Here is a 15,802-nt window from a genome sequence, read left to right on the forward strand (position 1 = left end):
GATTATTTACCTCCCTTGCGCAGGCGAGGGTCGAGCACGACGTACAACATGTCCGCCAGTAGGTTAAAGAACAGCATAAACAGCGTCATGATCAGAAGTTGCCCTTGCAGAACTTGGTAGTCACGAGCGGTGATTGCGTTGAATAGCACGGTGCCCAGCCCCGGGTAGTTAAAGATGATTTCAATAATGAGCTGGCCGCCGATAGCCATCCCCAGAGACATAGACAGTGCGGTGACACTTGGCAGCAGGGCATTGCGAGCAGCGTAGTTAAAGACCACACGGTTTTCGCTCAGTCCTTTGCCTTTCGCCATCGTGATGTAATCTTCTGCCAGCAGGTTGATCATGTTGTTTCGCATATTGACCAGAAAACCGCCGATTTGGACAATGGATGCACAGATCAAGGGCAGCACAGCGTGGTAGCCGACATCTTTGATAAATGCCCAACTGGTCCAGTCAGGGGTTGTCCCTGCAGTGTAGGCGTAGCCGGTTGGGAACCAACCAAGGCCTATCGCAAAGGTAAACATGGCCAGCATGGCAATGACCACTTGGGGCACCGCTTGGATGACCAGCATGCCTGGGGTGATGAAGGTGTCGTAGTTGCTCCCCCGTTTCCAGGCGGCGAAAATGCCCAGAATTGAGCCAATCGAAAACGAGATCACTACGGCCGTACCCGCTAAGAACAACGACCAACCAAACGCCCCGCCTAGCAGTTCATTCACACTCAGTGGATAAAATTTGATAGAAGTCCCCAGCTCCCAGCTGAAGATACTTTTCATATAAGTCGCGTATTGCACATACCAAGGACCATCAACGAAACCGAGCAGCTTTTGCATCGCTTCGATACGTTCTGGTGTTACTTGCGTTGTGGCGTTGGCAAACATCATGGTAACCGGGTCACCAGGCATTGCCCGCGGAATAACAAAGTTGAGCGTTGCGGCAACCAGCAACGCGGCAAAGTAGAACGACAAACGTCTTAAAAAATAACCCATAACTCACACACCTTACTCACCCAGTCTGTTCCTGAACTCCGGTTCAGGTCGCTCCTAGCGAAAATTGAGAGCGAGAAATCCCCTGACGACGAGCGCCATATTGACTACTAAGCAAGGGGATTTTAATCAGCGGCGCACAATGGGTGCGCCGCAAAGATAGAACGTTTACTTAACTGGTTTCAGATCCAGTACGTGTAGCAGACGCTCAGGGATACCAGCCCAAACACTTGGACGGCCTTTAGGATTTTCTTCGTTCCACCAACCAGTGAAGCGAGTCGTGTTGTACTGATACATCCAAGCGCCAGACATCACAGGAACCGTAACTTGGTTTTCAGCAATGATCTTCTGAATACCGTGTGCGATTTCCATCTGCTCGTTCTTGTCTGCTGTTTTGTAGAAGCTGTCCAGCAGGCCATCCAGTTTGTTGTTTTTGAAGAAGTGCATTGCGAAGCGAGGCATACCGTCGCCTTTCTGTAGTGCTGAGTTGTAAGCACTGTTCCAGTAAGTGTATGGGTCTGCACCGTGGAAGTAGTTGGTGTACGCTACGTCGTAGGTCCCTTCCAGCATCGCTTGGTTGTAGACTGCAAATTCTGGCGTACGCGCTTTCGCTTTGATGCCCACTTCTTGTAGCTGTTCTACTGCCAGTTGTACGGTGTTGTTGAAATCAGTCCAACCGTTTGGCGATTGAATCAGTAGTTCAAAAGACTTGCCTGATGGTGTTTCAACGAAACCGTCACCGTTAATGTCTTTGAAGCCTGCTTTAGCCAGCAGTGCTTTAGATCCATCGACGTCGTAGGTGTTGAAGCCTTTGTACTTGTTGTGAACCGTTTCATCAGACCAAGACTTGAACGCGTAACCCAAACCAGATGCAAAGTCGTTCACGGTACCGCCGCCATAGAAGGCGATATCGATGATAGTCTGGCGGTCAAGTGCCATTGAGAACGCACGGCGGAAATCTACGTTATCCAGTGCTTCTTTCTTCGCTGGATCTGGGTTTTTGAAGTTAACTACGAATGCCTGTGTGCCCGCCGCTGGGTACCAGTAGTGGTGATTCGGGTTCGCTGCTGCGTAAGTGCGGTCGATATCCGGAACGAATGATGATGTCCAGTCGAGCTCAGAGTTGACAATTTTACCCAGTAGTTGGTCGTTGTTGGCGATTTGAGGAACACGCAGACAGTCGACTTCCAGGTTTGCAGCATCCCAGTAATTCGGGTTGCGGCACTGAATGTAAAGTTGTGGAGTAAAGGTGTCGATTTCTGTAAATGGACCCGTACCTACTGGGTTTTCGTTAGTGAATGTGGTTGGATCTTTCACTTCTTTCCAAACATGTTCAGCAACGATTGGCACCTGAGAAATTTCATAAGGGACGTTAGAGTTGGCTTCTGTCAGGCGGAAACGAACTTTGTAGTCATCGATTTTCTCAACACTGGTTACCCATTTGTTGATACCACGTTGATCAAGCTCTGGTTTGTTCTTCAGGAGATTGAACGAGTAAAGCACATCGTTTGCAGTAAATGCCTGACCATCAGACCATTTCACGCCTTTACGAATGTCGAATGTCACACTCATCAGATCGTCAGACATTTTGTAGCTTTCTGCCAGACGCATTACCGGAGTGTTTCCATGCATTTCGTTAAAAACAACCAGCGGCTCGTAGATGAAGTCAGTGGTGGTACGTAGGTTTGTGGCTAAGTACGGGTTAAAGTTACGTACCATTGTAGGGTAGAAATCTGGCACGATGGTTAGCTCACTACGGGCAAATGCCGGAGCTGAAACGCTGGTTGCTGCAGCAATAACTGCGGCTGCAAGTGCGGTTTTCTTAATATTGGCAAGCATAGCTGTTCCTTACTATTTGCTTTTATTTCACAAATGGAGTCGAGTGCTATCGTTTGATCAACACTCACAAGGACCTACCTCATTGGGTGTTACCAGGTCGGAGGTACCCGATAACATGAGTGGCCTGTAGGCCTTTGACAGAGGTAAGGAAACACCTTGTGGAGGAATTTATCAATTTCATTTCCCGTTAAAAACGTCAAAACATCCAAGCCTGCCGTCACAAACGTCAAAATTGACTAAAAAACTTTCTGTGTGACTGAAAAGTAAGCAGTGGCGTCGGTCACATAAATTGTTCGATTACCTAATGTGTGTGAGTGTTTACTATCGTTATGCTTTTCTTTGTGTATGGATTTTTTGGGTTTATTTAGTTAGTGAGATCTTGCTCACTGTGAGGTTTTTGATGAAATTTTTCCTCAGAAATTAAATCTGGCGAATTGTTGTGATTCGTTTCGCAAAGTTGTGTTATCCGCTTCAGGAAAGGGAATAGAACGACCCATTTGGTGGCTTGATTGACGTGTTTTGTGTTCAGTTTACGTTATTGGATAAGGTTTATTTCGACGTAAAAATGAAGCGCGTCCACCGTTAGTATTGGAGAGGAAATATTTCAGTAGACCGCAACCGTCATGAGAGATCTGTCGTCAGATTTTAGGTAGTAAAAAGCCCACCAGAAGGCGGGCTTTTGCTGGATAGTCTCTTATTCAGAGGTGAGCAGCTTTTGCAGTTTGTCGCGTTGTACTTCAATGTAGGTACGTTCAGGCCCCTGCTCCTGGCAGTGGTCGAGAATGTAATCCAGCGAATTGAGTACCGTGCGCCACCGCGGTGTTTTAGGCAGTGTTTCGATACGCAGATACTTGTCGAGTGTGCGGGTCTGAAGCGTGCTTCGGTCCAGATAGACGCGCCATAACCCACTTTGTTCTGCGAACGTGAATTTGCTTTGCCCGGAGACTTTCTCCCAGTAGTTGAGGGCTGACGTCATCGCATCCACCAAGACGGCGCGCATCAAGTCCTGCTTAGATTGACTGTCTCCTGAGGCTTTGTCCGCTAGGCGGGTAAATTCTCCCCCCAGTTCTTTGAGTTGCTGCAGCTTATCCTTGTCGCCTTCAAAGGCATAGCTCGACAGGGCTTCAACGGCGGTTTCAAGGTTATGAATACGCGCAGCGTTAATGCTACCACCCACATTAAAGATATACATTGCCTGTAATCCGGCGCCTTCTGGCAGGCGGAGAACATCAGCATTGACGTGTTGCCGAATATCATCAACAAAAATATCGACGTTGCCGCAATAATGTTCCTGTTCGACCAGCAGATACTTCGGAGCGATCAACTCATCTGCGTTAGAACGCTTGATTTGCTCCTGACTGCGTTTAAACAGGCGCGAAGCGGCTTCATTGGCAAAGCGGATTTTGTGATCTTCACGAATACAAACAATGGCTTCCGGTGCCGATTCCAGCTGTTCCAACAAACGTCCTTGTGTTTCCAGCAAACTGGCCTCAACCATCGCGCGGTGCTTCAATTCTTTCTGCAACTCGGCGTTTTCAATCCGACGTTGTTCTGCTTTGCTCGCTGTCAGGTGCGCGATAATACGTGCAGCCAGTTCCTGTTTGTTGAAAGGTTTGGACAGGTAGTCGTTGGCACCCGCTTCAAAGCCTCGTACGCGATCGTCGGTTTGATTCAGAGCGGTCAGCATAATTACTGGTAATTGAGCGTGATCATACGTTTTACGCAGCTCTTCACAAACCTGATAACCGCTCATACCGGGCATCATGATGTCGAGTAATAGCAGCTCCGGTTTCTCTTCGGCCACAGCTTTCAACACTTCATTGCCATCCTGTGCGGTGCGTACACGATAGCCTTCTAAACGCAGGAAGCTGTCCAGAACACGTAAGTTAACTGGTTCATCATCCGCGACTAACAGCAGTGGGCCGTTCGGATTTTCCGGAATGCTATGATTCTCTGGCAGATCCAGTTCCGTAAATTCAGGAGCCTGGAAATGGGGTAGCTGCGTCAGTTGTGCGGCAGCAATCTCTTGTTCTGACGCGATTGGCAGGGTGAAACTAAAGGTAGTGCCAACCATAGGTTGGCTGCTGACATACAGCGAGCCATGCATCAACTCAATTAACTGACGGCTGATGGAGAGCCCCAGTCCTGCGCCCTGACGATAGCGGCTGGTGTCATGTCCGGCTTGAATCAGAGGTTCAAAAATGTGTTCCAGCTGTTCGGCCGGAATGCCTTGGCCGGTATCCACGACCTGAACGCGAATATGGTTATCGACTTGATTGGCTGAGATGACAATCTTACCTTCCGAGGTGTATTTGATGGCGTTGCCGATCAGGTTATACAACACCTGTTCCAAACGCTGGGCATCGGCAGATACCCACGCCGGATTTTCGGCGACTTGGTTAATAATGCGGATTGGCTTTTTGCCCAACAGATGATTAGACAGTTCCAGCACCAAACGCGTGGCATTGGACAGATTAACCGCAGTCCTGTTGATGTCGAGATTGCCGTAGCGCATTTTGTGGTAGTCGAGCAAGTCATCCACCAAGGTGGCCAGTCGTTGACCGCTACTGATGATAATGTCGAGCTGATACTTGTGTGCCGCATTAATAGGACCATTGGCGCCGGAAATCAGCGCCTCGGCAATACCGATCATGCCATGTAAAGGCGTTCTGAGTTCATGCGAAGTTGTGGCGAGAAACTCATCTTTCAGTTTGTTGGCCAACTGCAATTCATCGTTCTGTTTACGAATGACCTGAATATTGCTTTCCAACTCTTTATTCTGCGCTTTAATCAGTTGCATCTTCTCGCGAATAGAGCGTTGCATACGTTCAAAACTCACCGCCAACCGACCAATTTCATCACGCCGATCGGTGTTGATCATGGTTTCATCCAAGTCGCCAGCGGAGACACGCTCCGCTGCCCAGGTCAGTTTAAGGAGCGGAGATGTAATGAAGTTAGACAGATAATGTGAGGCGATCACCACCAAAATAATTGCGGTCAGCATGGCAAAGATGAACAGCTTCTCCAACTGACGGACGCGCGCAAAGGCCTCTTTTTCTGGTAGTTCAACCACCAGTGCCCAATGCAAATCTTTGAGGTTGATAGGGGCGTAGGCGGCGATGGTTTTTTCCCCAGCCTGATTAGTATAAGTGCCAACAGAACGACTGCCGTTCAGCGCCCAATCAATCACTTGAGTACTCTTATCGATCTCAGGTTGCTCGTAAGCGAGGGTACGCGAGCGATGATCCTGGCCGACCAACAGAGTGCGCATTGAAGAGGTGCTGTTGGTATCTGCAATCAGCTTGGTAATGCCATTATTGGGCAGGCGGAACATCGCATAACTGTGCAAGTAGCCTTGCTGAATGATTGGTGCACCCATCCACGCATATTGACGGCCATTTTCATCAACAAAATCAGACAGTACGACAGGGGTGTAATCTTCATTGGTTTTACGGTGTTCGCTGACCTGCTGTTCTAGTTGGCGGAAGGTTTGACCCAGATTACTGTCTTTAAATTTGCCCGTCAGCAGGTTGGTGCCGTAGTTGGCATTTTTAAAAATGGAATACACCACGTTTCCGTTGATATCGACCAACAGAATATCGTCAAAATCGGAACGCTTAAGCAGTTCCATATACGCCCAGTGGTAGCGTTTATGCAACAAGCGATAGCGTTCGCTGCCGACGTAACTGCTCGACTCTGGTAACACGGAGGTTTTGATTTGGTCGCCGGAACCCGGCACATAACGTTGCTGCGCATGCTCACGCGCCTGATCGATATCGACTCCCAAGCGCTGAAATGCGTTGACCAATCCATAGAAGCGACCGCCACTGGCATAAGCAAGTTCTGAGCGGACAAAGCCCATCACTTCAGACTCTTTAGCCGTGAGGTAGTCGATTACTTGCTGCTGTTTGGTATCCCGCACTGACAGAAGGTGCGATGTGCTTTGTTCCTGCAAGTCTTTACTGTGAGATTGAAGGAAAAAGATTGCCGTCACCGTCAGAGGGGTGATGCTGAGAACCAGGAACGCCAGCATAAGAGTATTCTGCAGGCGCTTAAACTTTTGCTTCCGATTGTACCTAAACATAGAAAAGGCGTTACTTTGGTGGCACTGACCCGTGCAGAAAGCACGAATGAGTTAAGTGAATGACAAGAAGTACCTGAAATAACGAAATTAACGAGTTTTTTTACTTTGACAAGTAAGTTGGGTTCAAAGCGTGGGCATGGACGCAATTTTCGGTCGGATAGTGGCGAAATTACCGCTAAAAACGGCAATTTCGCGTCGTGGTAATTATTTCTGTGCGTGATAAATCGTGAATTTATTGGTCTTATTTAACGTCTCGCAATTACCAAACGCTTGTTCGATGATCGGCGGATATTTGAGAAAACTGTTGGCGACAACCATCAGTTGTCCACGAGGTTTGAGATACGCCGGAGCTTTGGCCAGCAAGGTCTCTGTGGCGTTATAACTGGTGTCCAGACCTGCGTGGAATGGTGGGTTAGTGACGATAAACTGATAATCAGAGGCGGTATCTGAATAAACGTCTGACGCAAAGACGCGGCCGCTGAGGCCGTTGGCAGCGAGTGTTTCCTGGCTTGAACGAATAGCCAGCGCGCTGATGTCACACATCTCCAGCTCAATTTCCGGATTGAGAGTGGCCATGACGCACCCCAGTACTCCGGCGCCACAGCCGAAATCCAGCACTTTCCCGCGTAGGGCTGGCAGTGTGTCGAGTAGCAAACGACTGCCAATGTCAAACTCACCATGACTAAATACGCCGGGTAGGCTGCGAATAGTGAGGTTGTATTGCTGGTACTGAACTGGGTAGGACTTAAACCAATCGTTGAGGTTGAATGGTTTTACGCTTTGCGTGCATTGGCCCCAGTAAAATGAGCAACGACGTGCAGAGTCATACTTTTGAATCAATCCGTACGGTGCGAACATTTTCTCAATGCTTTTCACTCCGGAACGATTTTCACCGACCACGACGATCTCTGTATTTTCGCCCAGCTTTGCCATCAGCATCGCCAGCAAGTATTCTGCTTCCAACTTGGCTTTTGGCCAATACAGCAGCACCATGTCGGCGTCGATCTCGTCGACCAGTTCGGCTCCAAAGTAACAGTTTAGTGCCGACTTGCCTTGCAACTGGCGATAGTAACCATAGTTGGTGGTAAATACGGACACAGACGTGCAATGATTGGCCAGTTCTAATGGAAACAGGTCTTCGGCTTCTCCGGCAATCAGTACGTGTTTACCTTCAAAGTAGGCCAGCTGGCGCTGCGCGATCTGACTTGGAGCGATGTAATTGGACATAACAGACTCGACACAAAATAGGGGGGCTGATTTTCGCATAATCAGCCCGGTGCTTGAAGTGCTTTATCTGCTTTACGTTGAGGATCAGCTGTTGTCTTGGTTGTTCAAAAAGCCCTGAAACTCTTCTTCGTAAATGTTAAACAGCACGATGGTAATGGCAAAGATCAGTGGGCCATAAATCAAGCCAATCAAGCCAAACAACTGAATCCCTCCGAGCAAAGAGAAGAAAATCATCAGCGTATTCATACCGGCACTACCCTGCATCAGGAACGGACGCAGCAGGTTGTCGATGGATCCGACCACGGCAATACTCCACACGGCGAGGAAAATCGCCCAGGTGGTATCGCCGATAACAAACAGATAAATCGTAGCTGGAATCCAGATTAATGCCGTACCGACCACCGGAATGAAAGAGGCAAAGCCCATCATGGTGCCCCAAAACAGACCCGGAAACCCGGCCATCCACATCCCAAAACCACCCGCTGCACCCTGAGCGATGGCGGTTAAAAATGACCCCATCACTGCCGATTTCGACACTTGTTCGATCTCAGACAGCAGTTTGTCTTCCTGGCTGCGTGACAGCGGCAGAATATGGCGAATAGCAGAGATGATTTTGTCGTGATCGCGCAGCAGGAAGAACAGCACAAACAGCATCAACAGAAAATCCATCAGGAAGTTGGTGGCGTCACCGAGAATTTTTGCGCTGATACCAACCAGATTAGTGCCAAATGAAGTCGCAAATTGTCCGATTCTTTGTGCGATTTGTTGCGGCGTTATTTCATCAAACGGTAAGTAATGGTTGGCCAGCGACAACCCTTTGACCACCCAAGGATGGTTAAATACCGTTTGAATACCGCCGTGCGTTACCCATTGATAGACGTTTTGTGAAAATTTTGACCCTTGCTGAACAATCGCTCCGAAGACAAACAGTAGTGGAATGACGATAATGAAGGTCAGAATGATGCACGACAGCAGCGAAACCAAGTTTTTGTGTGAAGGCAGCTTGGATTCCAGTTTCTCATGGATAGGGAACATCAGAAGTGAGATGATGAACGCCATCACAATTGAGTTCACGTAAGGCTTGACCAGTAGGTAACAGGTGAACGCCGCTGCCAATAAAGCAACGATCAAAACCCAGTGACTGGAGGATATTTTCAGTTTTTCAGGCACGGTAGCGGTCCCATGTGATAATCAATTGGGTTTATAATGGCTGCATTTCAGGCAGTTAGCAATGAGGAGCAGGAAATGGGATGTTGCGATAACGATAAAGGTTGTGAAAGCAAGCTGGCGAAATGTCGCCGTCTGCCTTGGCTTGGTATTGTCATTGGCGTGCTGGTTGTGTTGGTTGTCATCAATTGGCAGTAAACGACCAGATACTACGTTTGAGATATAAAAAAGGCTGCGTGTGCAGCCTTTAGTCTTTTCGCGAGTGTTTACGCTTCCTGAGCGAGAATAGCGAAGCTGCGGTCCGCGGCTTCGAGTGTCGCATCAATTTCTTTAGAGCCGTGTGCCAGGGAAGTAAAGCTTGCTTCAAAAGCAGAAGGTGCCAGATAAACGCCGTGTTGCAGCATCAGGTGGAAGAACTTCTTGAAGCGTTCTACATCGCACTTAGCCACATCTTCGTAGCAGGTAACGCTGGCTTGATCGGTGAAGAAGAAGCCGAACATGCCACCGACTTGGTGAACCAGCAATGGAATTCCGTGTTTGTCCGCCAGCTCTTTGAAGCCGTCGGCCAGTTGTTTAGTTTTCGCTGCCAGGCGTTTTTCGTTGCCTTCTTCTTTTAGCAGAGACAGACACGCATAACCCGCTGCCATTGCAATTGGGTTACCAGATAAGGTACCCGCTTGATAAACCGGACCGGTTGGCGCAATGTATTGCATCACGTCTTTACGGCCACCGAATGCGCCGACTGGCATACCGCCGCCAATCACTTTGCCCAATGTGGTCAAATCTGGTTTGATGTTGTAATGCGCTTGAGCGCCGCCCAACGCAACGCGGAAACCTGTCATCACTTCATCAAAAATCAGCAGCGCGCCTTCTTGATCACAGATTTCACGCAGTCCTTCGTGGAAGCCTTCAACGGGTGGAATACAGTTCATGTTACCCGCAACAGGTTCGACGATGATACACGCGATTTCGCCTTTGTTGGCTGCAAATAGCGCACGAACTGAATCGAGATCGTTAAAGCGCGCCGTCAGCGTGTATTTAGCAAAGTCTGCTGGTACGCCCGGAGAACTTGGTTGGCCCAGAGTCAGAGCGCCTGAGCCAGCCTTTACTAACAGGCTATCGGCATGGCCATGGTAACAGCCTTCGAATTTGATGATTTTGTCACGGCCTGTGTAACCACGAGCCAGACGAATCGCACTCATGGTTGCTTCAGTACCTGAGTTCACCATACGCAATTGTTCCATTGATGGCACCAGTTCCGACACCAGTTCTGCCATCGCAATTTCCATTTCGGTCGGTGCACCAAAGCTCAGGCCACGATGGGCTGCGTTAATAACCGCTTCACGAATCACAGCGTGGTTGTGACCGAGAATCATCGGACCCCATGAACCCACATAATCAATGTAAGCTTTACCGTCAGCATCAAAAATCAGGGCGCCGTCTGCACGGTCAACAAACAGTGGAGAACCGCCTACGCCATTGAATGCGCGCACTGGAGAGTTTACGCCGCCTGGAATTCTGGTTTGTGCCTTTTGATAAAGATCTTCTGATTTGGTCATGGATAGTTCCTCTTGATGATTGCTCGGACCAATGTGGGCTGCATTGTACGCTTATGCGACGCGAGACGAAATATTTTCCCCAATTTTCTGCGCCCATTCACAGAGTCAATGAGCGAGTCTGGTATACAAAGGGCGTTAAATCATTCGCTTGGCTAATACTTTACACTCGGAGATGCTGAAATTCCGGCTAATACTTGAACGGATAAGTCAGGTATTGGATAATCGTGGCAACAGCATAATTAGACAGACCTGACGCTGAGCCTGAAATGACTTAAGCGCGGGCACATACACGAGTGAGAGAGGTCGTCGTGAGCGAAGTAAATGTACCATTATCCTTTTCGGATGCAGCGGCAACACGCGTAAGAGCACTGATCGCTGAAGAAGAAAATCCTGCACTGAAACTGCGCGTGTATATTACCGGCGGCGGTTGTAGTGGTTTCCAGTACGGCTTTACCTTTGACGAAAATGTCAATGACGGAGACACCACGATCGTAAACAGCGGCGTGACCCTAGTGGTTGACCCGATGAGTCTGCAATATCTGATCGGCGGTGTGGTTGATTACACTGAGGGCCTGGAAGGTTCACGCTTCTTTGTAAACAACCCGAACGCGACAACTACTTGTGGTTGCGGTGCATCATTCAGTGTCTGATATCAGACCACAGATGCCAGAGTCAGTCGTGCTTATCGGCTGACTCGCCTACGTATTGAGGCCGTTGCGTAGGGATATAATTATAAGGGATTATTTATGTCTCACCCTACGTCAGGGCGCCTGCCAATCGGCCGTTGGTTAACACAACGACCTTGGCTTTTTTCTGCATTTCTAATCATTATTCTTTCCGTTTGGCTTAGCCTCGGTGCCACCAATGCCGAAGAGCGTAGCGAGCCAAAAACGGAAGCTATCCCTCTCGCGCGAGTGCAGTATCAAACCTTTCACGCACAGCCTACTGAAAAGAAAATCGACCTCTATGGACGCACAGCGCCGAATCGCCAAGCTCGTTTGGCGGCGGAATTTAGCGGCCGAATTTTGGAACTGGCGGTCAACAAAGGTCAATCTGTTACACGTGATCAGGTGATTGCCCGGATTGAAAAAGGCGATCTGGCCGCTCAACTCGAGCAGGCCAAAGCGCAATTACGGGTTCGTGACCAAGAATATCAGGCTGCAAAGTCGCTCAAAAACCGAGGTCTACAAGGTGAAGTGGCTTACACCAATGCTGTTGCGGCGCTGGCGGAAGCGAAAGCCGCAGTCAGCCGGGTTGAGCTTGCACTGCGTCACACTCAGGTTCGTGCCCCCTTTAGCGGCGTGATTGAATTGTTGCCTATCGAGCAGGGGGATTATGTTGGCATCGGTGACCCCATTGCCACGTTAATTGAACTCAATCCTTTGGTGATCGAAGCCAACGTCAGTGAGCGCCACATTCAGAGCCTGTCGGTCGGACAAAAGGCCGTTGTACGTTTTATTGATGGCGCGCAGAGTGAAGGCACAATTCGCTATCTGGCGCGGGTTTCGGACCTTGCCACCAATACTTTTGCGATTGAAGTGGAAGTCCCCAATCCACGAGATGCCATGCCGGCAGGTGTGAGTGCTGAAGTGGAACTGAATCTGGCCGTTCAACCTGCGGTTAAAGTGACTCCTGCGATGCTGGCGCTGGATGCGGAAGGCAATCTCGGGGTTAAAACGCTGGTGGACAATATCGTGCATTTCGTGCCGATTCAATTGGTCAAAGCCGAGCAAGACGGCGTGTGGCTGACGGGCTTGGGTGACCGCGTTGATATCGTTACCCGTGGGCAAGGATTTGTGCGCGATGGTGATCGCGTAATTGCGGTTTCGCAACCTGTCAATCCATAGGAGAACGCCATGTTTACTTTGATTGACGCCGCGTTGTCCCGGGCGCGAACTATGCTGACGCTGCTGGTGTTTATTCTCGCGGCTGGCGTGTTGACTTACTTTACGATTCCCAAGGAATCGAGTCCGGATATCACTATTCCAATCATTTATGTCTCTGTCACCCATCAGGGCATCTCGCCGGATGATGCGGAACGTTTGATCGTGCGCCCTCTCGAGCAGGAATTACGCTCGATAGAAGGCATCAAGGAGATGACGGCCAATGCGGCGGAAGGTTATGCATCCATCGTGTTGGAGTTTAACGTTGGGGTAGACCTCAACAAAGCGATGGCTGACGTACGTGACGCGGTTGACCTCGCCAAACCCAAACTGCCCGCCGATAGTGACGAACCTGTGGTAAACGAAGTGACTCTGGCCTCTGAGCAACCCGTGTTGTCGGTCGTTCTGTATGGCACAGTACCAGAGCGGGGCATTGTACAAATTGCCCGAGCTTTGCGGGATAAACTCGAAAGCTATCGTCAGGTTTTGGAAGTCGATATTGCCGGCGATCGAGAGGATATCGTAGAGATCGTGGTCGATCCTCTGCTGATGGAAAGTTATGGTCTCGATCAGGGCGATATTTATAATCTGATCGCGCTCAACAACCGTGTTGTCGCCGCCGGATTTGTTGATACCGGTTACGGCCGTTTTTCGGTGAAAGTGCCTTCCGTCTTTGATTCCTTGAAAGATGTGTTGGAGTTGCCCGTCAAAGTTGAGGGCAAAAGAGTCATTACTTTTGGCGATATCGCGACGGTACGCCGCTCATTTCGCGACCCGGAAAGTTTCGCCCGTCTTGACGGGAAATCGGCGCTGGTGCTGGACGTGAAAAAACGCGCCGGAGAGAACATCATCGAAACGGTTGAACTGGTAAAAACGGTACTTCGCGAAGCGCAAAAGCGTGAAGACTGGCCGAGCAACCTGTTGGTGAAATATACCTGGGATGAGTCCAAAGACGTTCAGTTGATGCTTAATGATCTGCAGAACAACATTCTATCCGCCATCATTCTGGTGGTTATCGTCATTATCGCTATCCTGGGTGTCCGCACCGCATTTCTGGTTGGGGTTTCGATTCCCGGGTCTTTCCTGACAGGGCTTTTGGTGTTGTCGGTGTTTGGTTTGACCGTCAATATCATCGTGTTGTTTTCACTCATCATGGCCGTCGGCATGCTGGTGGATGGAGCCATCGTGGTGACGGAGTTTGCGGATCGGCGCATGCAGGAAGGCATGCCACGCAGCGAAGCATATCGTGATGCAGCCAAACGCATGGCTTGGCCCATCACTGCGTCTACGGCTACCACGCTGGCCGCGTTTGCCCCTTTGTTGTTCTGGCCGGACATTACCGGCGAGTTTATGAAATTTTTACCACTGACGTTAATTGCAACGTTGGCAGCATCGCTGGTGATGGCGATGTTGTTTGTTCCGGTATTGGGCAGCCTGATCGGTAAGCCGCAACATGTGTCTGCGCAAAATCAGGCACGCATGATCGCGCTACAAAACGGCGAGTTTGAACAGGCAACGGGGATTACCAAGCTCTACTACCTGACGCTTGCCGTAGCGATCCGTCATCCGGTTAAGATTCTGCTTGCCGCCATCCTGATGGCGGTAGGAGTGGGCGTCACCTACGCCAAAGCGGGCCTTGGCGCCGAATTTTTTCCTGAAGTGGATCCGCCGTTTTTTACCGTCAAAGTACGCTCTTACGGTGATTTATCGATTCAGGAAAAAGATACCATCATGCGTGAAATTGAGCAGGTGATGCTGGGCCATGACGAATTTGAAAGTGTTTACACCCGCACGGGGGTGGATGATGGTATCGGTCAGATTCAGATAACGCCAGTTGATTGGCAGTATCGGCGTAAAGTGAAGACCATCATTGAAGAACTCAAACAGGTCACGGATCAATTTGCTGGCGTGGAGATCGAGTACAAGTTTCCTGATGCTGGTCCGCCGAGTGAACACGACTTGGTTATTGAACTTTCAGCGCGCAGTCCTGATGAACTCAATGCCGCCGCTAAACAGGTCAGAGCTTGGGCAGATGCTAATCCGGCGTTCACCAACATCAGCGACAGCAGTAACAAGCCTGGTATTGACTGGCGAATCGATATTCGTCGTGACGATGCTTCACGTTTTGGGGCGGATGCCACGCTGGTGGGGAATACGGTTCAGTTTGTGACTAATGGCCTCAAAATTGGCGACTATCTGCCGGATGATGCCAATGAAGAGGTGGATATTCTGGTTCGTTATCCGGCACAGCAGCGTGATATCGGCCGCTTTGACCAGCTAAGGGTGAAAACGCAGGCTGGTTTGGTACCGATCACCAACTTCGCGTCCATCAAGCCGGATCACAAGCAGGACACCATCAAGCGGGTCGATGGTCGCCGGGTCATCAATGTCATGGCTGATCTGAACGAAGGTTATAACTTGGCGTTGGAGCTCCCAAAAATAGAACAAGCACTGTCAGAATTACCGCTGCCATCCAGTGTTGATTTTCGTCTGCGCGGCCAAAATGAAGAGCAGGAGCATTCAGCGGCGTTTTTACAGTCCGCTTTCGTGGTGGCTCTGGTGGTGATGGCGCTGATTCTGATCACCCAATTCAACAGTTTCTATCAAGCCTTTTTGATTCTAAGTGCGGTGTTGTTTTCCACCGTGGGGGTGTTTGCCGGGCTTCTTATTTTCCACAAGCCGTTTGGCGTGATTATGTCGGGTATTGGTGTGATTGCGTTGGCCGGGATCGTGGTCAACAACAACATCGTACTGATTGATACCTACAACCAGCTGCGCAAACGTGGCTTAAGTAAACAGGAAGCCATATTGCGTACTGGCGTGCAGCGCCTGCGTCCGGTGATGCTGACGACGATCACTACGATTCTGGGCTTGCTGCCGATGGTGCTGGAGATGAACATCGATATTATTAATCAGAAGATTGAATTTGGCGCACCGAGCACACAATGGTGGTCGCAACTGGCGACGGCTGTGGCCGGAGGTTTGGCGTTTGCTACTCTTCTGACTTTGGTCCTGACTCCGTGCATGTTGATGCTCGGTCGGGAGAAAAAATGAACC

General features: G+C 49.7%; 10 protein-coding genes. 4 read left to right on the plus strand and 6 right to left on the minus strand.

The features are described 5' to 3' along the window. Positions 1–2 precede the first annotated feature (2 nt). The 5 genes from JIG40_RS22225 to JIG40_RS22245 form a co-directional block, all read right to left on the minus strand. Positions 3–989: an ABC transporter permease gene (locus JIG40_RS22225; protein WP_020332023.1), complete on the minus strand. Its 987-nt coding sequence runs from the start codon at positions 987–989 to the stop codon at positions 3–5. Positions 990–1,154: 165 nt separating this feature from the next. Next, positions 1,155–2,825 carry an ABC transporter substrate-binding protein gene (locus JIG40_RS22230; RefSeq protein WP_020332024.1) on the minus strand — a complete coding sequence of 557 codons (1,671 nt, stop codon included), beginning with the start codon at positions 2,823–2,825 and terminating at the stop codon, positions 1,155–1,157. A 694-nt stretch (positions 2,826–3,519) separates the two neighbouring features. After that, the gene (locus tag JIG40_RS22235; RefSeq protein WP_199466107.1) at positions 3,520–6,909 is read right to left on the minus strand and encodes a response regulator; all 3,390 of its coding nucleotides are present in this window, start codon (positions 6,907–6,909) and stop codon (positions 3,520–3,522) included. 204 nt (positions 6,910–7,113) lie between these two features. Then, the gene (rsmC, locus tag JIG40_RS22240) at positions 7,114–8,136 is read right to left on the minus strand and encodes a 16S rRNA (guanine(1207)-N(2))-methyltransferase RsmC (RefSeq protein WP_024373683.1); all 1,023 of its coding nucleotides are present in this window, start codon (positions 8,134–8,136) and stop codon (positions 7,114–7,116) included. 84 nt (positions 8,137–8,220) lie between these two features. Further along, complete coding sequence (locus JIG40_RS22245; protein ID WP_199466108.1) at positions 8,221–9,306, minus strand: AI-2E family transporter; 1,086 nt, start codon at positions 9,304–9,306, stop codon at positions 8,221–8,223. Positions 9,307–9,342: 36 nt separating this feature from the next. On the opposite strand from JIG40_RS22245, the gene JIG40_RS22250 reads away from it, so the two are divergent. Next, positions 9,343–9,501 carry a hypothetical protein gene (locus tag JIG40_RS22250; protein ID WP_199466132.1) on the plus strand — a complete coding sequence of 53 codons (159 nt, stop codon included), beginning with the start codon at positions 9,343–9,345 and terminating at the stop codon, positions 9,499–9,501. 68 nt (positions 9,502–9,569) lie between these two features. Here the strand turns inward: JIG40_RS22250 and hemL are convergent, their stop codons facing one another. Beyond that, positions 9,570–10,862, minus strand: coding sequence for a glutamate-1-semialdehyde 2,1-aminomutase (gene hemL / locus JIG40_RS22255; protein WP_020332029.1), 1,293 nt, complete (start codon positions 10,860–10,862; stop codon positions 9,570–9,572). A 308-nt stretch (positions 10,863–11,170) separates the two neighbouring features. On the opposite strand from hemL, the gene erpA reads away from it, so the two are divergent. The 3 genes from erpA to JIG40_RS22270 all read left to right on the plus strand — a co-directional run bounded on the left by erpA (position 11,171) and on the right by JIG40_RS22270 (position 15,799). Continuing rightward, the gene (gene erpA / locus JIG40_RS22260) at positions 11,171–11,512 is read left to right on the plus strand and encodes an iron-sulfur cluster insertion protein ErpA (protein ID WP_020332030.1); all 342 of its coding nucleotides are present in this window, start codon (positions 11,171–11,173) and stop codon (positions 11,510–11,512) included. Positions 11,513–11,608: 96 nt separating this feature from the next. Further along, a complete protein-coding gene (locus JIG40_RS22265; protein WP_199466109.1) occupies positions 11,609–12,709 on the plus strand; it encodes an efflux RND transporter periplasmic adaptor subunit in 1,101 nt (366 codons plus the stop codon). 9 nt (positions 12,710–12,718) lie between these two features. Next, entirely contained in the window at positions 12,719–15,799 is a 3,081-nt protein-coding gene (locus JIG40_RS22270) for an efflux RND transporter permease subunit (RefSeq protein ID WP_199466110.1), read from the plus strand. The last annotated feature ends 3 nt before the right edge of the window (positions 15,800–15,802 follow it).

Source organism: Vibrio sp. bablab_jr001 (assembly GCF_016464285.1).
Lineage (GTDB): Bacteria > Pseudomonadota > Gammaproteobacteria > Enterobacterales > Vibrionaceae > Vibrio > Vibrio fluvialis.